General features: G+C 64.7%; 23 protein-coding genes. 15 read left to right on the forward strand and 8 right to left on the reverse strand.

Going from position 1 to position 25,208, the window contains the following annotated elements; genetic code table 11:
• Positions 1-186: 186 nt before the first annotated feature.
• On the forward strand, positions 187-327 hold the full coding sequence (locus JQ566_RS28225; RefSeq protein WP_212378489.1) for a hypothetical protein: 141 nt from the start codon (positions 187-189) through the stop codon (positions 325-327).
• Here the strand turns inward: JQ566_RS28225 and JQ566_RS28230 are convergent.
• From JQ566_RS28230 to JQ566_RS28240, 3 genes are read right to left on the reverse strand one after another with little or no spacing between them, the layout of a single operon-like run.
• The gene (locus JQ566_RS28230; protein WP_212378491.1) at positions 324-1,910 is read right to left on the reverse strand and encodes an ATP-binding protein; all 1,587 of its coding nucleotides are present in this window, start codon (positions 1,908-1,910) and stop codon (positions 324-326) included. The genes JQ566_RS28225 and JQ566_RS28230 overlap by 4 nt on opposite strands.
• Positions 1,907-2,611 carry a response regulator transcription factor gene (locus JQ566_RS28235; protein WP_212378493.1) on the reverse strand — a complete coding sequence of 235 codons (705 nt, stop codon included), beginning with the start codon at positions 2,609-2,611 and terminating at the stop codon, positions 1,907-1,909. Before JQ566_RS28235 ends, JQ566_RS28230 begins: the two co-directional genes overlap by 4 nt.
• A 19-nt stretch (positions 2,612-2,630) precedes the next feature.
• On the reverse strand, positions 2,631-4,127 hold the full coding sequence (locus tag JQ566_RS28240; protein WP_212378495.1) for a DUF4153 domain-containing protein: 1,497 nt from the start codon (positions 4,125-4,127) through the stop codon (positions 2,631-2,633).
• A 188-nt stretch (positions 4,128-4,315) separates the two neighbouring features.
• Between JQ566_RS28240 and JQ566_RS28245 the strand changes: the two genes are divergently transcribed.
• Positions 4,316-5,659, forward strand: a complete 1,344-nt coding sequence (locus JQ566_RS28245; RefSeq protein ID WP_212378496.1) for a glycoside hydrolase family 3 protein — start codon at positions 4,316-4,318, stop codon at positions 5,657-5,659.
• Here JQ566_RS28245 and JQ566_RS28250 read toward each other — a convergent pair.
• From JQ566_RS28250 to JQ566_RS28260, 3 genes are all read right to left on the reverse strand, one after another.
• The gene (locus JQ566_RS28250; protein WP_212378498.1) at positions 5,656-7,278 is read right to left on the reverse strand and encodes an ABC transporter substrate-binding protein; all 1,623 of its coding nucleotides are present in this window, start codon (positions 7,276-7,278) and stop codon (positions 5,656-5,658) included. The two genes, JQ566_RS28245 and JQ566_RS28250, sit on opposite strands and share 4 nt — an antisense overlap.
• 93 nt (positions 7,279-7,371) lie before the next feature.
• Positions 7,372-8,826 (reverse strand): dihydropyrimidinase, encoded by a 1,455-nt coding sequence (gene hydA, locus JQ566_RS28255; protein ID WP_212378500.1) that lies wholly within the window; start codon positions 8,824-8,826, stop codon positions 7,372-7,374.
• A gap of 72 nt (positions 8,827-8,898) precedes the next feature.
• A complete protein-coding gene (locus JQ566_RS28260; protein WP_212378502.1) occupies positions 8,899-9,531 on the reverse strand; it encodes a TetR/AcrR family transcriptional regulator in 633 nt (210 codons plus the stop codon).
• 103 nt (positions 9,532-9,634) lie between these two features.
• On the opposite strand from JQ566_RS28260, the gene JQ566_RS28265 reads away from it, so the two are divergent.
• From JQ566_RS28265 to JQ566_RS28275, 3 genes are all read left to right on the forward strand, one after another.
• Entirely contained in the window at positions 9,635-10,330 is a 696-nt protein-coding gene (locus JQ566_RS28265) for a PspA/IM30 family protein (protein ID WP_212378504.1), read from the forward strand.
• Positions 10,331-10,370: 40 nt separating this feature from the next.
• Positions 10,371-10,646 (forward strand): YiaA/YiaB family inner membrane protein, encoded by a 276-nt coding sequence (locus JQ566_RS28270; protein WP_027573528.1) that lies wholly within the window; start codon positions 10,371-10,373, stop codon positions 10,644-10,646.
• 165 nt (positions 10,647-10,811) lie between these two features.
• On the forward strand, positions 10,812-11,018 hold the full coding sequence (locus tag JQ566_RS28275; protein WP_025033895.1) for a hypothetical protein: 207 nt from the start codon (positions 10,812-10,814) through the stop codon (positions 11,016-11,018).
• 56 nt (positions 11,019-11,074) lie between these two features.
• Here JQ566_RS28275 and JQ566_RS28280 read toward each other — a convergent pair whose 3' ends face one another.
• Positions 11,075-11,920, reverse strand: a complete 846-nt coding sequence (locus JQ566_RS28280) for an SDR family NAD(P)-dependent oxidoreductase (RefSeq protein ID WP_212378506.1) — start codon at positions 11,918-11,920, stop codon at positions 11,075-11,077.
• A gap of 180 nt (positions 11,921-12,100) precedes the next feature.
• On the opposite strand from JQ566_RS28280, the gene JQ566_RS28285 reads away from it, so the two are divergent.
• From JQ566_RS28285 to JQ566_RS28300, 4 genes are all read left to right on the forward strand, one after another.
• Positions 12,101-13,597 (forward strand): aldehyde dehydrogenase family protein, encoded by a 1,497-nt coding sequence (locus tag JQ566_RS28285; protein WP_212378508.1) that lies wholly within the window; start codon positions 12,101-12,103, stop codon positions 13,595-13,597.
• A gap of 113 nt (positions 13,598-13,710) precedes the next feature.
• On the forward strand, positions 13,711-14,838 hold the full coding sequence (locus JQ566_RS28290; RefSeq protein ID WP_212378510.1) for an alkene reductase: 1,128 nt from the start codon (positions 13,711-13,713) through the stop codon (positions 14,836-14,838).
• 179 nt (positions 14,839-15,017) lie between these two features.
• Complete coding sequence (locus JQ566_RS28295; RefSeq protein WP_212378512.1) at positions 15,018-15,521, forward strand: GFA family protein; 504 nt, start codon at positions 15,018-15,020, stop codon at positions 15,519-15,521.
• A 297-nt stretch (positions 15,522-15,818) separates the two neighbouring features.
• Complete coding sequence (locus JQ566_RS28300) at positions 15,819-17,480, forward strand: thiamine pyrophosphate-binding protein (RefSeq protein WP_212378513.1); 1,662 nt, start codon at positions 15,819-15,821, stop codon at positions 17,478-17,480.
• A 161-nt stretch (positions 17,481-17,641) separates the two neighbouring features.
• On the opposite strand, the gene JQ566_RS28305 is transcribed toward JQ566_RS28300, so the two are convergent.
• Complete coding sequence (locus tag JQ566_RS28305) at positions 17,642-19,021, reverse strand: LLM class flavin-dependent oxidoreductase (RefSeq protein ID WP_212378515.1); 1,380 nt, start codon at positions 19,019-19,021, stop codon at positions 17,642-17,644.
• Between the two features lie 286 nt (positions 19,022-19,307).
• Here JQ566_RS28305 and JQ566_RS28310 point away from each other — a divergent pair, with 286 nt between their 5' ends.
• The 6 genes from JQ566_RS28310 to JQ566_RS28335 all read left to right on the forward strand — a co-directional run bounded on the left by JQ566_RS28310 (position 19,308) and on the right by JQ566_RS28335 (position 25,036).
• Complete coding sequence (locus JQ566_RS28310; RefSeq protein WP_212378517.1) at positions 19,308-20,693, forward strand: M20 family metallopeptidase; 1,386 nt, start codon at positions 19,308-19,310, stop codon at positions 20,691-20,693.
• A gap of 87 nt (positions 20,694-20,780) precedes the next feature.
• On the forward strand, positions 20,781-21,692 hold the full coding sequence (locus JQ566_RS28315; protein WP_212378519.1) for an amino acid ABC transporter substrate-binding protein: 912 nt from the start codon (positions 20,781-20,783) through the stop codon (positions 21,690-21,692).
• Positions 21,693-21,810: 118 nt separating this feature from the next.
• Positions 21,811-22,542, forward strand: a complete 732-nt coding sequence (locus tag JQ566_RS28320; RefSeq protein ID WP_212378521.1) for an amino acid ABC transporter permease — start codon at positions 21,811-21,813, stop codon at positions 22,540-22,542.
• Positions 22,543-22,545: 3 nt separating this feature from the next.
• Positions 22,546-23,238, forward strand: coding sequence for an amino acid ABC transporter permease (locus JQ566_RS28325; RefSeq protein ID WP_212378523.1), 693 nt, complete (start codon positions 22,546-22,548; stop codon positions 23,236-23,238).
• A gap of 12 nt (positions 23,239-23,250) precedes the next feature.
• Positions 23,251-23,982 carry an amino acid ABC transporter ATP-binding protein gene (locus tag JQ566_RS28330; RefSeq protein WP_212378525.1) on the forward strand — a complete coding sequence of 244 codons (732 nt, stop codon included), beginning with the start codon at positions 23,251-23,253 and terminating at the stop codon, positions 23,980-23,982.
• A 193-nt stretch (positions 23,983-24,175) separates the two neighbouring features.
• Entirely contained in the window at positions 24,176-25,036 is an 861-nt protein-coding gene (locus tag JQ566_RS28335) for a D-amino-acid transaminase (protein ID WP_212378527.1), read from the forward strand.
• Positions 25,037-25,208 lie beyond the last annotated feature (172 nt).

Here is a 25,208-nt window from a genome sequence, read left to right on the forward strand (position 1 = left end):
ATGGGGTTGTTTCGCAGTTTTTGTTTTGGACGACCGGTCAGGCCCGCTTCATCGTCCGGAAGGTGATGGAGTAGCGCCGCGCCGCGACCGGCGGGATGCCGCGTCATTCCTCGCATTTCCGTGATGGAACCTAATGGCGGCTGATGCGACTTATCTATGGCGCGGGAAGGAATGTGCGAGGCTGTCATGGCAGAGAAGCATACCGCCGATCCGGTTGAGATCATGCGGGCGAACGGTCATCCTGAGCTGGAATACGCCGCCGGCTGGACCATCGCCGGTCTCGTCACCATCGGCGCCATCGTTGCCGCCTGGGTGTTCGCGATCTAGGCCAGAGGGAATTGGAGCTCGAAGGCCGCGCCCTCGTCGGTCGGCTTCAGCCTGATCGAGCCGCCATGGCTCGCCATCACTGCACGCGCGATCGCCAGCCCCATCCCGGTACCGCCCTGGTCGCGGCGGGTGGTGAAGAACGCGTCAAAAATCCTGTCGCGGTTCGGGGCCGAGATCGGCTCGCCGTCATTGCTCATGGTCAGCCGCAGGGTCGTCCGCTCGTCCGCCGCCTCCAGCCTGATCGTCCGCGCCTTGTGCCGCATCGCGTTGTCGGCGAGATGCGACAGCACGATCAGCGCCTTCTCGCCGGACATGCCGACGGCGCGGTCGAGGCTACCGCTGGCTTCGATCGAGCTTGCCGGAAACCTGCTCCTGAGATCGGCGATCACGGGCGCAAGCTCGGTGCGCTCGTTCTGCGGCAGGCTCTCGGCACGGGCCAGCTCGCGCAGCCGCTGCGCCATCGCCTCGAGGCGCTGGGTGTCGGACAGGATGTTGGCGATGAACGTCTTCTGCTCCGCCGGCGTCAGGCCCTCGGCCTTGCCCTGAAGTGAATCCTGCAGCAGCTCGGCCGCGCCCTTGATCGAGGTCAGCGGCGATTTCAGCTCGTGGGTGAGATGGGCCGAGAACGTCGCGATATAGTCGGAGCGCCTTGCGAGCTGTTCGGCCATGCCGAGAAAGCTGTGCGAGAGCTGGGCGAACTCGCGCGTGCCGTAATGCTTCAGCGGCTGGAACGCCTCGCGGTCGCCGCGGCCGATCCGGGCGGCGCGGTCGATCAGCTCGCGCATCGGCAGCGTGATGGTGCGCGAGAACACGAGGCCGATCGCGATCGTGCCGAGAATGACGGCGAGCCCCGCAAGCACGAACTTGGCCCGCTCCTGGTAAAGATGGTCGAAGATGTTGCTGGGCGTCCGCGTGGTGTAGATCACCCCGGCGACGCGGTTGTTGACGATGACGGGCATGGCCGAGAACACATGCACGCCGAGGCCGCGGCTGAAGGAATAGATCGGCGGCGGCGGCTTGTCCGGCACGCGGTTGCGCAAGGTCGCCCGGTATTGCCCGTGCAGCGCGTCCGCGACCTCCTCGATATGGGCGAGCGACTGCCCGACCTCCTGCCGCCCGGCAATCACCACGCCTTGGGGATCGAGAATGCGAAAGCCCGCCAGTGTCACCTTCTGGGTCTCGCGGATGATCGGCGTCAGCCTGGCGCCGATCTCGACATAGGCTGCTTGCGCTGCTTGCGGCGCCGGTAGCGCATCGGGCCGCCGCCGCAAGAGGTCGTTGGCGGTGAGGTCGAGCGCGGGGCGGATCGGCGTGACCTGGTCGCCGGGATCGGGCAGCACGCCCGGCGGCACCTCGGCGCCGAGCACGAGGCCGCTGTCGAGCCGTGCCGCGGCCTCCTGTGCATAGATCGTCGCGAGCACGCGGCTCTGTGCGATCAGCTCGGCCTGGGTCTGGCGGATGAGCTGGTTATCGTAGAGACGAAAGAAGAACAGGCCGACCAGCGGCAGGATGGCGACGGTGGCCAGCACCGTGAAGATGACGAGCCCAAGCGACGGCCGCCATTTGTCGGGCGCCGCGCTCATGCCTCTTTCTCGCAGCGGCCGAGCTTGAAGCCGACGCCGTGGATGGTCTCGATGACGTTGTCGCAGGCCAGCGCCGCGAGCTTGGCGCGGATGTTGCGGATATGGCTGTCGATGGTGCGGTCGGAGACCTGGATGTTGAGCTGATAGGCCGCCCGCATCAGCTGCTCGCGGTTGAACACCGATGTCGGCCGGGTCAGGAATGCGCGCAGGATGCCGAACTCGATCGCGGTCAGCTTCAGCGGCGTGCCGGCAAAGGACGCGACATGCTGCTCGGGATCGATCAGGAGTCCGCCTTGCACCAGCGCGGTGGGCCCGGCCTTGGCCTCGCCATTGCGCGGGCTGAGGCGGCGCAGGATGACATTGACCCGCGCCACCAGCTCGCGCGGGCTGAACGGCTTTGTGACGTAGTCGTCGCCGCCGATCTCGAGGCCGAGGATGCGGTCGATCTCCTCGTCGCGCGCCGACAGGAACAGGATCGGCACGTCGGAGACTTTGCGGACCTCGCGGCAGACGTCGAGGCCGTCGAACTCGGGCATGCCGATGTCGAGCACGATCAGATCGGGCCTGTCGGCGGCAAAGCGGCTGAGCGCCTCCTTGCCGTCGCGCGCCTCGATCACGTCCATGCCGGCTTTCTTCAGGGCGACGCGGATGACCTCGCGGATATGGCCCTCGTCGTCGACGATGAGAATGCGATGCGCCAAGAATCTCTCCGCTGCCTCGTCAACCCGCCGGCTGATTCGTCGTCTGGGCGTCCAGCCTGCGCTGCAGCCGCCAGTTGCGAAAGCCCCAGCTCCGCCAGGCCATATCCTGGCGCTGCTGTTCTACAAGGCGGTCGCGCCGTGACACAAGGCAGGTCTCGGGATTGCCGGGCCTGAGCATGATCGCCTTGTCGATGGCGGGCAGCGCCTGCGGCCCGAGCGCCAGGAGATAGTTAATGTCGATCTGCACGCCGTTGCCCGATGCCTCCCGGCTGTGGGCGACATTGTAGTCGGCAATGAAGGCATCGAAGTTCACGAGCGAGCAAGCATAGAGCACGATCGCGAGCGCGATCAGGTTGACGCCGACCAGCCACTCGTTGGAGCGGTCGAGCACGATGCGGGCCACGATCAGGATCAGCCCCATCGCCACCAGCCCCATCCAGATGAAGGCCGCAATCCGCCAATAGGTCAGCATGTAAATGCCGACATAAAGATCGAGCCGGAGGATGGAGGAGGCGACGAGAAGGACGTTCTGCCCAACCCAGAGATAGACCAGCGGCCGGATCACTCTCGACTTCTCGGCCGGTCCGCCCGGGCGCATCGCCACCAGCACAAAGGCGGCGGCCAGCAGCGCGGTCGCAATCAGCGGATAGGCGCCGCGGTGGGCATAGGCCGCGTAAGTCAAATTGTCGGGCAGCGCGGCGTGGCCCCAGAGATAGATGCCGTCGAGAATGGACTGCGCTGCAAACAGCAGGTTGAACAGGATCAGCGAGCGCAGGATGGTGGAGGGTCCCAGAAACTCCGGCGAGATGAAGGGCGCAAGCGGCTCCGGCTCCACGACATCGGTCTGGGCGGTTGCGACAATCTTCCTGCGCCGCCAGCGCACGTGGATGAACGGCCAGACCAGCGCCAGCATCAGGATCCAGAACAGCACGCGCGGGACGCTGACATAGTCGAGGATGATCCTTGGATTGAGCAGCGAGACCCATTGCTCGATCAAGGGATTGGCGGCGGCGAACAGCGCGACGAACACGGTGCCCAGCACCACCGGCATCAGCCACAGCGCGATGCCGCGGGTGAACGCCGACATGTTGAAGACCTGAAGCGCCTCGGGGAAGACTCTGAAGGGGCCGAACAGGACTAAGTTTCGCAGTGCGCGGGCTCGGTCGGCAAGGCCAGTCGTTTCAGGATTGGTTGCCAGCAGCAGGGCGATGACCAGCGCTGCAATGAGGATCAGGAATGAAAGCGTGTTGAGCTCTTCGATGGCTGGCACGAGACCGAGGACGATGACGGCGGCACCGATCGCCGCGCGGCGAATGTCCAGCGATGCGTGGTTGGCGAGGAGCGAGGCGCAGACGATCGCTACCGCAAAGACGACCAGCGACAGCCCGGCCCGCTGGCCATAGAAGAGCCAGTCGGCGAGCGCGGCGAGCACCAGCGCCATCGCGAGCTTGAGCGATAGTGTCGAAGGCCTGATCGGTTGGATGTCCGTCGTCGGCGTCGTAGCCAGGCTCGTCATGTGCAGATGACCCTCTCGTGAATATCGATATCGTGCAGTCTGCATGGCGCTTGCGCAGAAGCCGGGGCCTTCGTCTGCACGGTTTCAGGAGTCTTTTGCAGTTTTCGTGCAGCTGCGCTTTTGCCCCTCGCGCAGCTTCAGCCGCCCTGATAGGTGCGATGCGTTCATCACCTCAGGCGTGACGCATCATGCAATTCCTCAATCGCCTCGGTCTCATCCTGCTCTGGCTTGCCGCGCCACTTGCCGCATTCGCGGCGGCGAACAAGAACGATCCCTATCTGCTCGTGCTGCGCGGCGCCGGAAACATTGCGCTTGTCGTCGCAAGCATCGCGATCGTCATCGTCCTGCTGCGCAGAGGTCGCTGGCGCAGCATCGCGGGCAAGCTGCTCGTCACACTCTGGTGCCTGCCGCCGGTGCTGATGTCCGCCGCGCATTTGAAGTTCGAGCTGCGCAAGCACGACGTTCTCAGCGCGAACGCTGCCGAGGTACGCCAGCTCGGGCCTCACTTCATGGTCGGCTATTCCTCCTTTCCCGAGGTCGCGCGCCTTGCCGAGCAGGGCCTGATCGGCGGCGTCTATGTCACCCGGCACAACATCCGCGGCCGGACCGTCGAGGCGCTGCGCGCCGAGATCGCGGCGCTCCAGGATATCAGGCGCGCCGCCGGCCTGCCGCCGCTGGTTGTCGCCGCAGATCAGGAGGGCGGCATCGTCGGGCATCTCGCGCCGCCGCTGACGAAAGTGCCGGCGCTGGCGACACTCGCGGGGCTCGCTCCCGACGAGCAGCAGGCCAAGGCCGAAGAGTTTGGCCGCATCCACGGCCGCGAGCTCGCCGGGCTCGGCGTCAATCTCAACCTCGCGCCGGTGCTCGATCTCAAGCCGCCGGCGCGGCGCAGCCGTCTCGATTTCCATACGCTGATCGGCCAACGCGCGATCGCGAGCGATCCCGCCGTCGTCAGCACGATCGCCAGCGCCTATGTGCGCGGGCTGGAGCAGTCCGGCGTCGGCGCCACGCTCAAGCACTTTCCCGGCATCGGCCGCGTGCGCACCGACACGCATCATTTCAGCGCCAATCTCGATACGCCGGTGAAGGAGCTGGAAGCAAGCGACTGGCTTCCGTTCCGCGAGGTGCTGTCGCATTCGCGCAGCGCGCTCATGGTCGGCCATGTCACGCTCACCGCCGTCGATCCTGACCGCGCCGCCTCGCATTCGAAGCGCGTCGTCGAGGGAATCATTCGCGAGAAGTGGGGTTACCGGGGCGTGGTGATGACCGACGATCTCGTGATGGGCGCGATCTACCAGAGCGATGTCTGCAAGGCCGTGGTGGAAGCGATCAACGCCGGTGTCGATCTGCTGCTGGTTGCCTATGATGGCGCGCAGTTCTACCGCGTCTTCGCCTGCGCTCTCGACGGATTGCGGCAGGGCAGGCTCGATGCGGCGATGCTACACGCGAGTGCGGCGCGGCTGGAGCGCGGTTTCCCGACCGCGCAGGCGCGAGCCTCGTCAGTCGTAGTCAGCATCGCCCGCCGGAACTAGCCCTTCGCGAACTGGCGGTAGTCCGGCTCGCGGTGAAACCAGAATTCGTAGCCGCTGACGCTCTTCTGCATGGCGACGTCGTGGATCGGCTGGTTGAGTGGAATGACGGGAACGTCGCGCATACAGAGCGCGATGAAATCCTTCACGGTCTTGGCGTATTCCGCGGCATCCGTGGTGAAGCGCGCCTTGTCGATCAGCGCGTCCATCTCCTTGTTCCGGTAGGACGAGATGTTGAAGATCGAGTTGTTGCCGTGGAAATTCCAGTAGAAGTAATATTCGGGATAATCCAGCCAGCCGCTGAAGCGGTTGAGCGCGAGCGGCAGCTCCTTCTTGTTCAGCGTCGTGCGCCAGTTCGCGCCGGGGATTTTTTCGATTCCCGCCTTGATGCCGATCTTGGCGAGGTTCTCCTGGATCAGGATCGCGGTCGGCTCGCCGACGGTGGCCGTGCCAGTGTCCAGCGACAGCGTCGTCTCAAGGCCGGATTCGAAACCTGCTTCCTTCAGTAAAGCCTTGGCCTTGTCGAGATCGGTGACGTAAGGAAACGGCTGCGGCCAGACCGGTTTTGAGACTTCGGCCGCGCCGCCGTACATGGGAACGGCACGCCCGAAGAAGGCGCTGGTCTGGATCTGCTCGTAGGGCATCGCCCAGGCGATGGCCTGACGCAGTTTGGCATTGTCGAACGGCGGCTTTGCGGTGTTCAGCGCGACGTACCAGAGCGCGTTCGGGATCGGCACGCCAGAGACCTTGACCTTGCCCTCCTTGATGATCTGCTCGAAATCGCGCGGCGCAAAGCCGCTGGAAATGTCGGCATCGCCACGCTCCAGCATGGCGCGGCGGGTGCCGGCGGAGGGGACGTCGCGCGCGATCACGCGCTTGACCTTCGGCAGCGGTCCGCTCTTCCAGTCGTCGAACCGCGCCAGCACGGTCTCGCTGCCGGGCTTCCAGCTCTCGATCCTGTAAGCGCCGCCGCCGGCCTCGTTGTTCCTGAGCCACGCCAGCGCCCACGGATCTTCCGCCGTCGCGTTCTTCCTGGCGAGTTCGGAGTTGATGATGAAGGGCACGACGACGGCGACGTTGAACAGCAGCATCTTGTCCTTGCGGACGTAGTCGATGCGGAAGGTGTGGTCGTCGACCACAACGAACTGCTCGGGCTTCTCCAGCGATCCCGCCGACATCTGGAAAGTCGGGAAGCCGCCAACCTTCACGGCGCGGTCGAACGACCATTTGACGTCCTTGGCGGTAACAGGCGCGCCGTCGTGGAATTTGGCGTCCTTGCGAAGCTTGAAGGTGCAGGACATGCCGTCGGCCGCGACCTCCCAGCTCTCGGCGAGCTCGGGCGCGAGCTTTTCGCAGTCGTAGGAGATCGTCCCATCGGGCAGCGACTTGGAGGCGTAGGTCAGCAGCCGGTCGTAGCAATTCCAGGAGAGACCATTGACTGTCTGGTTGGAGCCGACGCCCTGCATATCCAACGAATTCGGCCCGAGCTCCTGCACCACCAGCAGTGTCTCCGCGCGGCTCTGTGCCCAGGCGAGACGTGGAGCAAATGCTGCCATACCGCCGGCGCCGAGGCCGCCAAGCACCACGTCGCGCCGGGTCATATTATGGGGTGCATTGCTCATCGCCGCCTCCGTCAGAGAATTATCCGACATCGAGAGGCAAGGCGTGTGCCATCACCGCGCACCAAGGTGTCACATGCCTAGCACCCGAACGCGCTACGGCGTCACTGCGCCACGTGCGACCGCGCGCGGGGCGGTCAGCTCCTTCCAGGTCGAATTCGCCACATGCACCGGCGAGAAGGCGGGACGTTCGACGTAGCGGCCATCGCCGGCCTCGGCGCGCAGGTCACCATTCTTCCAGACGATACGGCCGCGCGACAGCGTCGCGGCCGGTCCGCCCGTGCAGGCAAAGCCTTCGAACACGTTGTAATCGATCTTGCTCATCTGCCGCTTGGCGCTGATGGTCTTCGTCGCCTTCGGATCCCACACCACGATGTCGGCGTCCGAGCCGACGGCGACCGCGCCCTTGCGCGGATAGATGTTGAGGATGCGGGCGATGTTCGCCGACGTCACCGCGACGAATTCTTCCTTCGTCAGCCTCCCCGTGGCGACGCCCGCAGTCCACAATAGCGCAAGGCGGTCTTCGAGGCCGCCGGTGCCGTTCGGGATCTTCCTGAAGTCGTCGAGGCCGAACCGCTTCTGCTCCGTGGTGAAAGCGCAGTGGTCGGTCGCGACCACCTGGAGCGAGCCGGCTTGCAGGCCGGCCCAAAGACTATCCTGATGCGACTTGTCGCGGAACGGCGGCGACATCACGCGCTGTGCGGAATGATCCCAGTCCTTGTCCTGGTATTCGCCGGCATCGAGCAGCAGATGCTGGATCAGCGGCTCGCCATAGACCCGCTTTCCCGCAGCCCGCGCGCGGGCGATCGCCTCATGCGCCTCGCGGCAGCTGGTGTGCACGATGTAGACCGGCGTGCCCGTCATGTCGGCGATCATGATGGCGCGGTTGGTGGCTTCGCCCTCGACCTCCGGCGGCCGTGAATAGGCGTGGCCCTCGGGGCCGGTGATGCCGCGCGCGATCAGGGCCTCTTGCATCAGGGCAACGACGTCGCCGTTCTCGGCGTGCACCACCGGCATCGCGCCGAGATGGGCGCAGCGTGCGAACGAGTTGTAGAGCTCGTCATCGTTCACCATCAGCGCGCCCTTGTAGGCCATGAAGTGCTTGAAGGTGTTGATGCCGTAGGTTTTGACCACGGTCTCCATCTCGTCATAGATCTGCTTCGACCACGACGTCACCGCCATGTGGAAGCCGTAGTCGCTGGCCGCCTTCTCGGATTTGTGCCGCCACTCCTGATAGGCTGCCAGCATCGACTGGCCTGGATCGGGCAGGCAGAAATCCACCACCATGGTGGTGCCGCCGCTCAGCGCCGCCTTGGTTCCCGATTCGAAATCGTCGGCGGTGACGGTGCCCATGAACGGCATTTCGAGATGGGTGTGCGGATCGATGCCGCCCGGGATGACGTAGGCGCCGCCGGCATCGACGATCTCGGTACCTGCCGGCGCCTCGATCGATGCGCCCACCGCGACGATGGTCTCGCCGTCGATCAGCACGTCCGCGCGGCGCGAATGATCGTGATTGACGACGGTGCCGCCGCGGATGAGGAGGGGCATGAGAGGCTCCGGGGAACGGTGAGGGACGGCCCGAAAGCTAAGCGCACCACTCGCGACGCGACAGGCGAAATGTTAGTCAGCCGCCGCCGATCCTTTTTGCTCCGCGCGCCCGATCAGTCCGTCGATCATCGCGTGCACGAGGTTTGCGATCTCCTTGCGCAGTGCCGGCAGCGGCACGGCAACCAGCTTCTGCTCCAGTCCCAGCGCCACCATCCCATGCACGGCCGAGAACAGGCTGCGCGCCGTGATGCCGAGTTCCTCCGGGCTGCGCTCTGGAAACAGCGCGGCCAGCGGCTGGTAGATGTGGCGGAACAGCTGCAGCTGGTCGTTGATGGACCAATCGGGGAGGGGCTTGTCGGCCGCCATGCGGTGCTCGAACAGCGCGCGCCAGAGCTCGAGATTTTCGGCGGCGAAATCGCAATAGGCAATCGCGATGCGGATCAGCGTCGCCTGTGGCGACGGGGCGCCCGCGCCTTCCGCCGCGCTGAGCGCCTCATCGAGGCGAAGCAGCGTGCGCGAGCCGACGCGCAGGACGAGTTCGTCCACGTCAGCGACGAGATTGTAGACCGCGCCATTGGCGCAGCCGATCTCGCGGGCCAAATCGCGGGTCTTCAGACCCGCCAACCCCCGCTCAGCGATCATCTGCTCGGCCGCCTGGATCAGGTCGACCCGTAATTTCTCTCGACGCTCCAGGGCCTTAGTCATTCTCGACCAAATTCTTGAGCGTCGCTCAAATATTTATTGAACGATGTTCAAGATCGCTGCTACAAAGCATTGTGAGCAATGCTCATAAACCAGGGAGCAGACAATGTTCAAGACCGTAGTGACCCTCTTCCGCGGCAGCGTGGCCGCTGCGGGCGAGGAACTGGAAGACCGCACCGCCCTTCTGATCCTCGACCAGCAGATGCGCGATGCGGCCGCGGCCGTCGAGCGCAGCAAGCGCACGCTGGCGCTGGCGATCGCGCAGGACCAGCAGGAGGGCCGCAAGCTCGAGGCGACCGTCGCCCGCATCGCCGATCTCGAGACCCGCGCGGTTGCCGCGCTCGAAGGCGGCCGTGAGGATCTTGCCAGGGACGCCGCCGAAGCCATCGCCGGCTTGGAGGCCGATCGCGATGCGGCGATGACGGCTCGCGCCTTGTTCGCGACCGAGATCGCGCGGCTGAAGCGGCACGTCGCGAGCGCGCAGGCGCGTATCACCGAGCTCGATCGCGGCCGTCGCCTCGCCCGAGCCTCGGAGGCGGTGCGCTCGCTTCGCCGCAGCGGCATCGAGGCGGCACGTCCTTACGAATCCACGCTGCCGGAGGCGGAGAGCACCTTGCGGCGGCTGCGCGAGCGGCAGATGGAGGCCCAGGCCGCCGACGATGCGCTGGTCGAGCTCGATGCGGCCACCGGTCCGCTCGCCACCGCCGAGAGACTCGCCGAGCAGGGCTTTGGCCCGCGGCTGAAGACGACTGCGGACGATGTGCTGGCGCGATTGAAATCCAAGCATACGCCGGCGGCCTGATCTCACACCCAAACGTCATTCGAACCAACAGGAGACCATCATGAACCAGAACGGCCAGCCCCACAGCAGCGCCTGGGTGACCTTTACTTACGTGTCCTTCGCAGCCTCCGCGTTCCTCGTGGCCGTCGGCGTCTTCTTCCTGCCGATCGACCTCTGGATGAAAGGCTATCTCACCATGGGCATCGTCATGTTGATCCAGACCTGCATCACCCTGACCAAGACCGTGCGCGACAATCACGAGAGCAGCCGGCTGGTGAACCGCATCGAGGACGCCAAGGCCGAGCGGCTGCTGATGGAGGTTTCCAAGGCAGCCTGAGCACGACCGGCCGCGACCGGGAGTTGCGGAGCACACGCTCCGCGGCTCTCACGTCCGGCAGTTATCCGGAACGACGTCTTGATGGGCCCGCGATCCTCATCACGCATTGTGCTTCGAATGCAGGTGCGATATGGCTCTCGCGCTTTCCAGAGGCGGAGATGAGCTTTGTCGAAACAGTCCCTGCGCGAGGAGGCCGAACGCCTGATCCGCGAATCGATGGAAAAGAAGACCATCGTCGTCAAGCAGGGCACGACCCGCATCGAGGCCGTCTGCGGCAAATGCGGCGCGCCGAACCGGGTGCAGGCGGAAAAGGGCCAGACCCGCGTCAAGTTTGCGTGCAAGAACTGCGGGCATAAGCAAGAGACGTTGTAGGCTTCTCCACCTCTCCCCGTAAGAACGGGGCGAGGGAGTGAGCGAGCGGTGCAAGCTTACTCTCCCTCCACATACCTCTTGAACGCATCCGCGTAGTCCGGATGCCAGCGCGACAGCGGCGGACGGTTCTCGACGATGTCGCCGGCGGCCCAGAGCATGCGCTTCTCGTCGAGGGCGCGCGGCACGTCATTGTCCGGGCACAGAATATAGAAGTCGCCGGCCTCCAGCCGCGCCAGCATGAAATCGACCGTTTGCTCCGGCGTCCAGGCGCCGGCCGGCTTCTCGGTGCGTCCCTTCGCAGTCAGGCCGGTGAAGACGAAGCCCGGGATCAACAGATGTGCCGTGACGTGGCAGTCCTTCCTGTTGCGCAGCTCGTGTTGGAGCGCCTCGGTGAACGCTTTCACGCCGGCCTTCGAGACATTGTAGGCGGGATCGCCCGGCGGCGTGGTGATGCCCTGCTTGGAGCCGGTGTTGATGATCAGGCCGCATTTGCCGCGTACGATCATGCTCGGCGCGAAGATGCGCGAGCCGTTGATGATGCCCCACATGTTGACGGCGATGATGCGCTGCCAATTGTCGGGCTCGCCGAACAACGTGCTGCCCGGCTGGATGCCGGCATTGTTCATGAGGATGTCGGTGCTGCCGAACCGCTCGCGCACCGCGCGCTCCAGTTCCATCACGCTCTCGACCTGGCTGACATCGACGGCCATGGTCATCACGTCTGTGGCAATCGTGACGGATGACAGTTTTGTTGCAGCTTCTGCCAACCGTGTCTCGTCGACATCCGCGATACACACCTTCATTCCAGCGCGGGCAAAGGCGGTGGCGGCGGCAAATCCGATGCCGGACGCGCCACCTGTGATCACGGCAACATTGTCTTTGACGATGGCGGGATGTGGCATGGAATGTCTCCGTGGACGGCTCTCGTCGAGCTATAGCATGGCAGCAGTGCGACCCTGCACAAGTCGGCATGGGAGGTCTTCGTTCTGCGCTGCCTTTACGCCTATCCGGCACGGCTGTATCCTCGATCGAACGATCCCGCCCAGATCGAACCAATCAATCACCTGACAGGGAGTGCAGCCATGGCTGTGTCGCAGGCTATTCCGATCACGCGCCATCCGTTCGCAAACGGGTCCTACAAGCAGATGCTGATCGACGGGAAGTGGGTCGATGCAGCCTCAGGCAAGCGCTTCGAGACCCGCAATCCCGCCACGGGCGAGCTGCTCGCAACCGTTGCCGAGGGTGACAAGGAGGACATCGATCGTGCGGTTGCCGCCGCCCGTCGCGCCTTCGAAGGACCCTGGAGCAAAATTAAGCCGTTCGAGCGGCAGAACCTGCTCTTGAGGCTCGCCGACCTCGTCGAGAAGAACTTCGACGAATTGTCGCAGCTCGACACGCTCGACATGGGCGCGCCTCTCAGCCGCACCCGCGCCTATCGCCTGCGCGCCGTCGGCATGCTGCGCTATTACGCCGGCCAGACCACGGCCATCCACGGCGAGACCATCGAGAACTCGCTGCCCGGCGAGATCTTTTCCTATACGCTGAAGGAGCCTGTCGGCGTCGTCGGCGCCATCATTCCCTGGAATGGCCCGCTCACTGCGACGATCTGGAAGATCGGCCCGGCGATCGCGACCGGCTGCACGGTGGTGCTCAAACCGGCGGAAGAAGCGCCGCTAACCTCGCTGCGCATCGCCGAGCTCGCGATGGAAGCGGGCGTGCCGCCCGGCGTCATCAATGTCGTTCCCGGCTACGGCGAGACCGCGGGCGCGGCGCTCGCCTCCCACCACGACGTCGACAAGGTCGCCTTCACCGGCTCGCATGTCACGGGACAATCGATCATCCGCGCCTCGGCCAGCAACCTCAAGCGCGTCTCGCTCGAGCTCGGCGGCAAGTCGCCGGACATCGTGTTCGCGGATGCCGATCTCGACGCGGCGGTGCCGGGCGCGGCGATGGCGGTGTTCGCCAATTCGGGGCAGATCTGCAGCGCCGGCACGCGCCTGTTCGTCGAGCAGTCGATCTATGACGAGTTCGTCGGCCGCGTCGCCGAGTTCGGCAAGAAGCTGCAGGTCGGCAACGGTCTCGATCCCAATGTGCAGATCGGCCCGCTGGTCTCCGAGCAGCAGCTCGAACGCGTCACCGGCTATCTCGATATCGGTCAGAAGGAAGGCGCGCGGGCGCTCGCCGGCGGCGGACGCGTCACCGAGGGCGCATTGTCAAAGGGCTTCTTCGTCTCACCGACGGTGTTCGCGGGCGTCCAGGACAACATGCGCATCGCGCAGGAGGAGATTTTCGGCCCGGTCATCTCCGCGATCGCGTTCAAGGACATGGACGAGCTGGTCAAGCGCGCCAACAACACCACTTTCGGCCTCGGCTCCGGCTTGTGGACGCGCGATGTCAGCAAGGCCCATGCGGTGGCGAAGTCGCTGCGTGCCGGCTCCGTGTGGGTCAACTGCTACCAGGCGATGGATCCGGCCGTGCCGTTCGGCGGCTACAAGATGAGCGGCTACGGCCGCGAATCCGGCAAGCAGCATGTCGAGGAATATCTCAACGTGAAGGCCGTCTGGGTCAAGACGGCGTAAGACGTGCTCTCTCGCGTTCCGTGAGAGAGAATATCTGCTTGGGGGGCGGCGCCTTTTCCGGTGCCGCCCCTCGCTATATGATCCATATCCTTTCATCGACATCCGGGGACCACATGAAATTCGAAGCATTGTTCAAGCCGCTGCAGGTCGGTCCGTACAAGCTTGCGCATCGCGTCGCGATGGCGCCGCTCACGCGCATGCGGGCCGAGCGCGAGAGCTTTTCGCCGCGACCGCTCAATGCTGAATATTACGGCCAGCGCGCGACGAAAGGCGGCCTGATCGTTGCCGAAGCCTCGCCGGTGCTCTCGCACGGCCGCGGCAACCCGGCGACACCAGGCATCTATTCGGAGGCGCAGATCGCGGGCTGGCGCAAGGTGGTCGATTCCGTCCATGCCAAGGGTGGCATCATCTTCCTCCAGCTCTGGCATGTCGGCCGCGTCTCGCATTCTTCTTTCCACGGCGGTGCGCTGCCGGTTTCGGCTTCGGCGATCCCGATCAAGGCCGAAGGCATGAAGGCGATGACGGCCGACGGCAAGATCGCCGATTACGAGACGCCGCGCGCGCTGGAGACCGAGGAGGTCAAGGACATCGTCGAGGCGTTCCGGCAAGGCGCCAAGAATGCGCTCGCCGCCGGCTTCGACGGCGTCGAGATCCACGGCGCCAACGGCTATCTGCTCGAGCAGTTCCTGCAATCGCGCAGCAATCACCGCACTGATCAGTATGGCGGCTCCATCGAGAACCGCACACGACTGCTGCTGGAGGTCACGCAGGCCGCGATCGATGTCTGGGGCGCGAACCGCGTCGCCGTCCGGCTGTCGCCGCACGGCATCGCCAATGATTCCGGCGAGCCCGATCCGATGCCGCTCTACACCTTCGTCGTGAAGGCGCTCGACAAGCTCGGTCTCGCCTATCTCCACTTCATCGAGCCGCGCTCCAGCGGCGCCGGCCGGGTCGATGTCCACTGGGAGAACGTGCCCTCTGCCATGGTGCTGTTCCGTCCGCTTTACAGCGGCGTGCTGATGACCGCCGGCGGCTTTACCGGCGAGACCGCGAACGCTGCGATCGATGAGGGCCACGCCGACATCATCGCCTTCGGCCGCATCTTCATCTCCAACCCCGACCTGCCGCGGCGCCTGGAGCACGACTATCCGATCACGCCGTACAACCGCGCGACGTTCTATGGCGGCGAGGAGAAGGGGTACACGGATTATCCGGTGTATGACGAGCTGACGCCGGCGTAGCTTGCTCCGTCATTCCGGGGCGATGCGGAGCATCGAACCCGGAATCCATTTCACGTCCTGGCTTGCCGCTTGATGGATTCTCAGATGCGCAATTGCGCATCGTAGCTCGCGACTTCGTCGCGCCCCGGAATGACAATCGTGTATGGTCGCTCCTCGCAATGACGACGGAGGGACCTACCATGGCCAAAGCCGCAGCCGCCGCAGGGATCGCCACGGGCCGGTGCCTCTGCGGCAAGGTCACCTTCGAGATCGATGTTCCCGCGCGCTGGGCCTGGCATGATCATTCTGCCAGTAGCCGCCGCGCCCACGGCGCGGCTTACGCGACCTATATCGGCAGCTGGAAGAAGCGCTTTCGCATCACCTCCGGCAAGAGTGAGCTGACCCGTTTCGAGGACAAGGCCACGAAGACCGCCCGCAGCTTCTGCTCGCATTGCGGTACGCCGATCATGTACGAACGTCCGCGCGGACCGCACATGGTCAACATTCCTCGCGCGCTGTTCAACGAGCGCACCGGCCGTCAGCCGCTCTATCACATCGCGATCGAGGAGCTGCAGGAATGGGCCTATACCGGCGAACCCCTGGTGCCGTTGAAGGGGTTTCCGGGCGTGGTGTGGCAGCGCTCGAAAAAGAAGAAGCGCGCGGGCGGCGAGGATCCATTCGAGCTAGGGCGGGAGGAGATGTAGCGCGGCATAAGCTGCTCTCGTGCCCCGGACGCAGCGCAGCGCCTCCCCGGCGATGCGAAGCATCGTCCGGTGCGGCGGTGCGCTGCTGAGCCGGGGCCCATGTAGCAGCGAGTTCGGCGCGAATCTGGGTCCCGGCTCAGCGTCGCAACGTTGCACTTTGCGCCGCGTCCGGGACACGAGAGCGCAGTTTGCCTCGCCGCGTGCAACGCAGCCATGACCGCGCTTCCTTGCGCGCCTCGCAAGACTTCGGCCATCATGCCTTCGGTCCTTGCGGCAACGTCCGCTCCTGGAGGAAACATGAAGAACAAGATCGCCGGCCGCTCCGCCTTTCTCGCGTTGCTCAAGGACGAGGGCATCACGCACCTGTTCGGCAACCCTGGAACCACCGAGCTGCCGATCATGCATGCGCTGAAGGACCATCCTGACCTCACCTATGTGATGGCGATGCAGGAGAGCCTGGTGGTCGCGATTGCCGACGGCTACAGCCGCGCCTCGGGCAAGCTCGTCGCCTGCAACGTCCATGTTGCGCCCGGTCTCGGCAACGCCATGGGCTCGCTCTACAACGCCCAGTTCACGGGCACGCCGATGATCCTGACCGCGGGCCAGCAGGAGCAGGGCCACGGCCTGATGGAGCCGGTGCTCTATGGTCCGCTGGTGCGCATGGCCGAGCCGCTGGTGAAATGGGCGGTCGAGGTGACGCGGCTGGAGGACCTGCCGCGCATCGTGCGTCGCGCCGCCAAGGTGGCGATGACGCCGCCGACCGGACCGGTGTTCATCTCGCTGCCGGGCGACATCCTCAACAGCGAGGCCGGCATCGACCTCGGCCGCTCCACTCGCATCGATGCCCGCACAAGACCGTCGGACGAGGCGTTGAAGATCTTTGCCGCACGGCTGCTTAGGTCCGAACGTCCCGTGATCGTCACCATGGACGAGGTGGTCAAGAGCGATGCTCTGAAGGAGGCGGCTGAGTTGGCCGAGCTGCTCGGCGCGGCCGCCTATCAATCCTCGACACCCTATGGCGCGCACTTCCTCTCGGAGAGTCCGAGCTTCATCGGCACGCTCGCGCGCGTGCAGAAGGCCGCCCACGATACCCTCGCACCTTACGATCTCCTGATCGCGCTGGGCGGCGATCCCCTGCGGATGTCGGTCTATAGCGAGGTCGATGCGCTGCCTGACGGACTCGGCATCGTGCAGGTCGGTCTCGTCGATTGGGAGATCGCCAAGAACTACGGCGCCGAGATCGCGTTGAAAGCTGATTTGAAGGAAACGCTGCGCGCGCTGATCCCGGTGCTGAAGGAGATGGGCGGCGCGACACTCGCGAGCCGCGCGAAGCAGCGTCTCGCCGAACTCGCGCCCAAGAACTGGACTGCGCGCCGCGCCGCGCTGGTCGAGCAGATCGGCAAGAGTGCTGGCCGCGCGCCGATCGATCCGGATTTCCTGGTGCTGCAAATGGTCGAGGCCATGCCCGACCATGCGATCCTCGTCGATGAAGGTCTCACCTCCAGCCGCCAGGTCACGGCGCTGCGGCCGCACCGCGACCGCTACGGCTACCACGGCCTTGCATCCGGCGGCATCGGCTGGGGCCTGCCGGCCTCCGTCGGCGCCAGCATTGCCAATCCGGATCGTCCCGTCGTCTGCTTCTCAGGCGATGGCAGCGCGATGTATTCGATCCAGTCGCTGTGGACCGCGGCGCATCACAAGCTGCCGCTCAACGTCGTCATCGTCAACAATGGCGGCTATCGCATCATCAAGCAGCGCCTGCTCGCCTTCCACGGCGATGACAATTACGTCGGAATGGATTTCGTCGATCCGCCCGTGGATTTCGCCGGCGTCGCCAAGGCGCTCGGCTGCGAGGCGATCAGGATCAGCGATCCCCGCGAGCTGAAGGCGACGCTGGCGTCGGCGTTTGGCCGGCCGGGGACGAAGCTGATCGAGGTGATGGTGGACGGGAAGGTGTAGCCCCGCTGTCGTCCCCGCGAAGGCGGGGACCCATACCGCGTGATCTATCGACTGCGGCTGGTAGGCGTACCGAACTCCCGAGTCTTCGCCAAACCACTCCCTGTGGTTATGGGTCCCCGCCTTCGCGGGGACGACAGCCTGGCTGTGGCGCGATTTTCCGCCTACCCCTTCCTCCCCACGCGATACGCCGCCGCCGGATGCGGCGCATCGAGCCTTGCACGCCCCCCACCGAACAGCTTCTCCCGCAGCGTACCCTTCGCATACTCGCTCTTGTACCGTCCCCGCCGCGTCAGCTCCGGCACCAGCATGTCGGCGATATCTTCGAAATCGCCGGGCGAGATCGCGAAGGCAACGTTGAGGCCGTCGACGTCCGTCGCTTCGAACCATTGCTCGATCTTGTCTGCGACCATCTCGGGCGTGCCGATCACGACCGGGCCGGCGCCGCCGATGCCGACATGCTCGATGACGTCGCGCACGGTCCAGATGCGATCAGGATCGGCACGGGTGACGTTGTCCATCGCGCTGCGGCCGGCGTCGTTCTGGACGTGACGGACCTGCTGGTCGAGGTCGTAGCCGGAGAAGTCGACGCCGGTCCATCCCGACATCAGCGCCAGCGCCCCTTCGGGGCTGATATGGCGGCGATAGTCGGCGTATTTCTCCTTCGCCTCGGCTTCGGTCCGTCCGAGGATGATCGTCATCATCGAGAACATCAGGATCTCGGCCGGGTTGCGGCCGAGCGCGGCAGCCTCCTGGCGGATCGCGGAGACGCGCGGCGCGATCACCTTGGCCGACGGCCCCGACATGAACACGCATTCGGCGTGCTTGGCCGCGAATTGCCGGCCGCGCGGCGAGGTGCCGGCCTGGTACAGCACGGGCGTGCGCTGCGGCGACGGCTCGCTGAGATGGATGGTGTTGTTGATGCGGTAGTTCGCACCCTCATGATTGACACGATGAACTTTTGTGGGATCGGTGAAGATGCCTCGTGCCCGGTCGCGCAGCACGGCGTCGTCCTCCCAGCTGCCTTCCCAGAGCTTGTAGACGACCTCCATATATTCGTCGGCGATGTCGTAGCGGTCGTCATGTCCGGTCTGCTTGTCCTTGCCGGCACCGCGTGCGGCGCTGTCGAGATAGCCGGTGACGACGTTCCAGCCGATCCGCCCCTCGGTGAGGTGGTCCAGCGTCGACATCCGCCGTGCGAACGGGTAGGGCGGCTCGAAGGACAGATTGCTGGTGACGCCGAAACCGAGATTTTGCGTCACCGCGGCCATCGCCGAGAGCAGCAGCAGCGGCTCGTTCGACGGCGTCTGTGCTGCATTGCGCAAGGCTGCGTCAGGGCTGTTGCCATAGACGTCATAGACGCCGAGCACGTCGGCCAGGAACAGCCCGTCGAAACGGCCACGCTCCAATGTCTTGGCGAGATCGATCCAGTAGGGCAGGCGGTTATACTCGGCGGTGCGGTCGCGCGGATGGGTCCAGAGGCCCGGTGACTGGTGTGCGACGCAATTCATCGCAAAGGCGTTGAGCCTGATCTCTTTGGCCATGCTGGTCCCTCGGCGCCCTGTACTGAGCGCTCTTCGAATGATAGATGTGCGCCCCAACTTGGCGAAGTTCTTGCATATAATTGGCCCTTGGCAAGGACCAAGATAGAAAGGCTTGGGTATTGGCAAGACCAGATTCAGCGGCGCCGCTGCGCTTGGCAAGCCAATCTCAAGCGAGCAAGAACGAAATCGCAAGAGAAACTACAAGAACTGTCCAAGCCCCCGCCACTTTCGACGGCCTATGTAGCCCGCTACGTTCGCCCGCGTCGAAACCTTGAAAACGAAAGCAATGACCAGAGCCGACGCCATCACCCGCGCCCGGGATGACTTCAAATCCGGTGCGTTCCTCGCTGAACTCGACCGCCGCGTCGCCTACAAGACCGAGAGCCAGAATCCGTCGCGCGGCGCCGAGCTGCGCGCCTATCTGGAACAGGAGATGCAACCCGCCTTCGCGGCGCTCGACTTCACCAGCCGCATCGTCGAATCCCCGAGCGGCAAGGCGCCGTTCCTGTTCGCCGAGCATCACGAGAGCGCGTCCGCGCCGACCGTGCTGGTCTACGGCCATGGCGACGTCGTCGACGGCATGGAAGGCGAGTGGCGCGAGGGGCGCGATCCCTGGTGCACGACGGTTGCGGGGACGCGCCTCTATGGCCGCGGCACCGCCGACAACAAGGGCCAGCACAGTATCAACATGGCGGCGCTGCGCGCGGTGCGCGAGGCCCGCGGCGGCAAGCTCGGTTTCAATGCCAAGTTCATCATCGAGATGGGCGAGGAGATCGGCTCGCCCGATCTCGGCAAGGTCTGCGATCTCCATCGCGACGCGCTCAAGGCCGACCTGTTCGTGGCTTCCGACGGGCCGCGCCTGTCCGCCGACCGGCCGACGCTCTTTCTTGGCTGCCGTGGCGGCATCCGCATCCATCTCGACGTGAACTTGCGCGACGGCGGCCACCATTCCGGCAATTGGGGTGGCGTGCTCGCCAACCCCGCGACCATCCTGGTCAATGCAATCTCGACGTTGGTCGATGGCCACGGCCGCCTTCAGCTCGACGCCCTGAAGCCGCCGCGGCTCACCAATCAGATCCGCTCCTATCTCGCCGACGTGCAGGTGGTGCCGACCGCGGACGAGCCGGCGCTGGCCGAGAATTGGGGCGAGGAGGGGCTGTCCGCCGCCGAACGGCTCTACGCCTGGAATACGCTGGAAGTGCTGGCGATGTCCTCCGGCAATATCGAGAAGCCGGCGAACGCCATTCCCGGCCACGCCAATGCCGTGCTGCAACTGCGTTTCGTGGTCGGCACCAAAATTGACGGGCTGATCGAGGCGATCCGCGCGCATCTGGTCCAGAAGGGTTTTCCCATGGTCGAGGTCAGGGCGGCCCAGAGCTTTGCCGCCTCACGCACCGATTTCGACAGTCCCTGGATCAAATGGGCGGCGGATTCGGTGACGGAGACCACCGGCAAGGCGCCGGCCGTGCTGCCGAATTTCGGCGGCTCGCTGCCGAACGACGTGTTTTCCGAGATTTTGGGCCTGCCGACGATCTGGGTCCCGCACTCCTATCCCGGCTGCTCCCAGCATGCGCCCAATGAGCACATCCTGCTGCCATTGACCGAAGAGGCCTTGACGGTGATGGCCGGGCTGTTCTGGGATCTCGGCGAGTTGCCGGCGCCGTTAACCTGAGCCGTTGATCCCGCCGAAAGTTACATTCTAATCCGGCTCGATTTGTGCTTGCATCCGGGCCGCATCATCCGAAAGGGGAAGAGAAAAGTGAAACATTTCCGCCACATCGGGCTCGCGCTCGCCGCGACCTTCGTCGTCAGCCAGGCCGGGGCCCAGGAGCTGACCGGCACGCTGAAGAACATCAAGGACACCGGCGCGATCACGCTGGGCTTCCGCGACTCCTCGATCCCGTTCTCCTATCTCGACGACAACCAGAAGCCCATCGGGTTCGCGATGGACATCTGCTACAAGATCGTCGACGCCGTGAAGAAGGAGCTCAAGCTCGACAAGCTCGAGGTCAAGCTCAACCCGGTGACCTCGGCAACCCGCATCCCGCTGATGGCCAACGGCACCATCGACCTCGAATGCGGCTCGACCACGAACAATGCCGAGCGCCAGAAGCAGGTCGCTTTCACCAATACCCACTTCCTGACCGCCAGCCGCTACGTGTTCAAGAAGTCGAGCGGCCTGAAGTCGATCGACGACCTCAAGGGCAAGACCGTGGTCTCGACCGCCGGCACCACCAACATCAAGCAGCTTACCGAGGCCAACGTCGCGAAAAGCCTCGGCGCCAACATCATCCCGGCCAAGGACCACGCCGAAGCCTTCCTGATGGTCGAGACCGACCGCGCGGTCGCTTTCGTCATGGACGACATCCTGCTCGCGAGCCTCGTCGCCGGCTCGAAGTCACCGGGTGACTACGTCGTCTCCAAGGACGCGTTCTCCAAGCCCGAGCCCTACGGCATCATGCTGCGCAAGGACGACCCCGCCTTCAAGAAGGTGGTGGATGCTGCGACCGCCGCGCTCTACACCTCGGGCGAGGCCCAGAAGATCTACGACAAGTGGTTCATGAGCAAGGTCCCGCCGAAGGGCCTGAACCTCAACACGCCGATCTCGGCCGAGCTGAAGAACGAGTTCGCCAAGCCGACGGACTCGCCGAACCCGGACGACTACAAGTAAGCTACAACCTCGATCTTTTCGATCGGGATCATGTCCGGCCACTCTTGACTCCAGGGTGGCCGGACATTTGCATAGGCGCTCAGGACATCCATGACTGGCGCGTTCGCGCGGGGGACACGTGAACTACAACTGGAACTGGGGAATCTTTTTCCAGCCGAACCCGATGGGGACCGGCACCTATCTCGACATGCTGCTGTCGGGCCTGGCGCTGACCCTCAAGACCGCGGCGCTGGCCTGGGTCATCGCGCTGATCACCGGCTCGATCGTCGGCGTCATGCGCACGCTGCCGTCGAAGGGGGCCGCCTGGTTCGGCTTCGCCTACGTCGAATTCTTCCGCAACATGCCGCTCCTGGTGCAGCTGTTCCTGTGGTTCTTCGTGCTGCCGGAAATCCTGCCCAAGGCCGCGGGCCTGTGGCTGAAGCAAATGCCGAACGCGCCGTTCTGGACGGCTGCAATCGGCGTCGGCTTGTTCATGTCGGCCCGCGTCGCCGTACAATTGCAGGCCGGCATTGGTTCGCTGCCGCGCGGGCAGAAGATGGCGGCGACCGCGCTGGGCCTGACCACCGTGCAGGGCTATCGCTACGTGCTGCTGCCGATGGCGTTCCGCATCATCCTGCCGCCGCTGACCTCGGAGTTCCTCAACACCATCAAGAACACCGCGGTCGCCATCACCATCGGCCTGCTCGAGCTGACCGGACAGGCGCGCTCGATGCAGGAGTTCTCGTTCCAGGTGTTCGAGGCCTTCACGGCCGCGACCATCCTCTATCTCCTCGTCAACGCCGTCGTCGTGACCGCGATGCGCTTCCTTGAGCGCTGGGTCGCGATTCCCGGCTACATCACGGGGAAATAAGCGATGCTCGGAAATTTCGATTTCGACGTCATCCGCCGCGCGCTGCCCTATCTGTTCTACGAGGGCATGACGTTCACGCTGACGCTGACGGCGCTCGCGGCGCTCGGCGGCCTGGTCTTCGGCACGGCGCTCGCCCTGATGCGCCTCTCCGGCCTCAAGCTGCTCGGCCGGATCGCCGGCGTCTATGTCGACTTCATGCGCTCGCTGCCGCTGGTGCTGGTGATCTTCTGGTTCTACTTCCTGGTGCCCTATATTGGGCAGTGGCTGACCGGCGCCTCGCGTCCGATCAGCGTCGGCGCGTTCGCATCCTCGCTCATCACCTTCATCATGTTCGAGGCGGCGTACTTCTCCGAGATCATGCGTGCGGGCATCCAGTCGATCTCGCGCGGCCAGCCGGCCGCAGCCAGCGCGCTGGGGCTGACCTACGCGCAGACCATGCGCTACGTCGTGCTGCCGCAGGCCTTCCGCAACATGCTGCCGGTCCTGATCACGCAGACCATCGTGCTGTTCCAGGACACCTCGCTGGTCTACGTCCTGTCGATCACGGACTTCCTGGGAGCGGCGAGCAAGGTGGCGCAGCGCGACGGGCGCCTCGTCGAAATGTATCTGTTCGCAGCAGTCGTCTACTTCACCATTTCCTGTATCGCGTCCTTCGGCGTCCGCCGCCTCCAGGCGCGCATCGCCATCATTCGATAGAGCGTGTCGGTCATGATCGAAATCAGCCACGTCAACAAATGGTACAGCCCGAGTTTCCAGGTGCTGACCGACTGCACCACCAGCGTCACCAAGGGCGAGGTGGTCGTGGTCTGCGGCCCCTCCGGATCGGGCAAGTCGACGCTGATCAAATGCGTCAATGCGCTGGAGCCGTTCCAGAGCGGTGACATCCTGGTCGACGGCACCAAGGTCAACGATCCCAAGACCAACCTGCCGAAGCTGCGGTCGCGCGTCGGCATGGTGTTCCAGCACTTCGAGCTGTTCCCGCACCTCAAGATCATCGACAATCTCTGCCTCGCGCAGGAGAAGGTGCTCGGCCGGTCGCACGACAAGGCGGTGACGAAGGGCATGCAACTGCTGGAGCGCGTCGGGTTGAAGGAGCAGGCGCAGAAATTCCCGGCGCAGCTCTCCGGCGGCCAGCAGCAGCGCGTCGCCATCGCGCGCGCACTCGCGATGGATCCGATCGTGATGCTGTTCGACGAGCCGACCTCGGCGCTCGATCCGGAAATGGTCAGCGAAGTTCTCGACGTCATGGTCGATCTCGCCCGCGAAGGCATGACCATGATGGTCGTGACCCACGAAATGGGCTTCGCCCGCAAGGTCGCCAACCGCGTGATCTTCATGGATCGCGGCGAGATCGTCGAGGACGCGGCAAAGGACGATTTCTTCGGTAAGCCCCGCAGCGACCGCGCGCAGAAGTTCTTGTCGAAGATTCTGTCGCATTAGCCACCGCCGTCATTCCGGGACGCGCCTCTTGGCGCGGGCCCGGAATCCATTGTGCGACAGGACGCGAGGTGAGATGGATTCCGGGCTCATTCGCTTTGCGAATGCCCCGGAATGACAGATCGAGGGTTTATCGGCCCCGCCAAATCTCCTATACCGATGGCCAATCCCCCTTTTCCCTCCCAGGAGATCCGCCTTGGACCCGCTCGCCTACGTCAACGGCTCATTCGTCCCGCTCTCGGAAGCCAAAATCTCGGTGCTCGATCGCGGCTTCCTGTTTGCCGACGGCATCTACGAGGTCTCGGCGGTGCTGGACGGCAAGCTGGTCGACAACGCCTCGCATCTGGCGCGGCTTGAGCGGTCCGTCGGCGAGATCAAGCTGAAGCTCCCGGAGACGATCGAGCGCATCACCGAGCTGCAGAAGGAGCTGATCGCGCGCAACAAGCTCGTGAACGGCCTCGTCTACCTCCAGGTCACGCGCGGCGCCGACAAGGGGCGCGACTTCCCGTTCCCCAAGGCTGACGTCAAGTCGAGCCTGGTGATGTTCACCTCGGAGAAGGACATCATCAACACCCCCGTGGCAAAGACCGGCATCAATGTCATCACGGTACCCGACATCCGCTGGGAGCGCCGCGACATCAAGAGCGTGGCGCTGCTGGCGCAAGTGCTGGCGAAGCAGGCCGCAGCCGAAGCCGGTGCGGGGGAAGCCTGGATGCTGCAGGACGGCTACGTGACCGAGGGCGGCTCGTCCTCGGCGTTCATCCTGACCAAGGACGACGTCATCGTCACCCGCAAGAACTCCAACGCGATCTTGCCGGGCTGCACCCGCAAGGCCGTGATAGCGCTTGCCGAGGAGCGCCAGCTCCGCGTCGAGGAGCGGTCCTTCACGGTTGCCGAGGCGCTCGCCGCCAAGGAAGCGTTCATCACGTCGGCCTCGTCGTTCGTGCAGCCGGTGGTCGCAATCGACGGCAAGACGATCGGCGACGGCAAGCCCGGTCCGATGGCGACGCGCCTTCGCGAGATCTACGTGGAGTTCGCCAAGGCGACGGCGGTTTAGGCCACACGTTCAGCTATCGTAGGGTGGGCAAAGGCGCACTTGCGCCGTGCCCACCTCTTCTCTCGCGTTTGCTGAAACAAGGTGGGCACGCTACGCTTTGCCCACCCTCATATGGGGATTTGCGAGTCAAGGCCTTTCGGTTGGCTTGAGTGAGTTTGGCGCGGTGCGAGGG

The sequence above is a fragment of the Bradyrhizobium sp. SZCCT0231 genome (genome assembly GCF_018130245.1).
GTDB classification, from domain to species: Bacteria; Pseudomonadota; Alphaproteobacteria; order Rhizobiales; family Xanthobacteraceae; genus Bradyrhizobium; species Bradyrhizobium japonicum_F.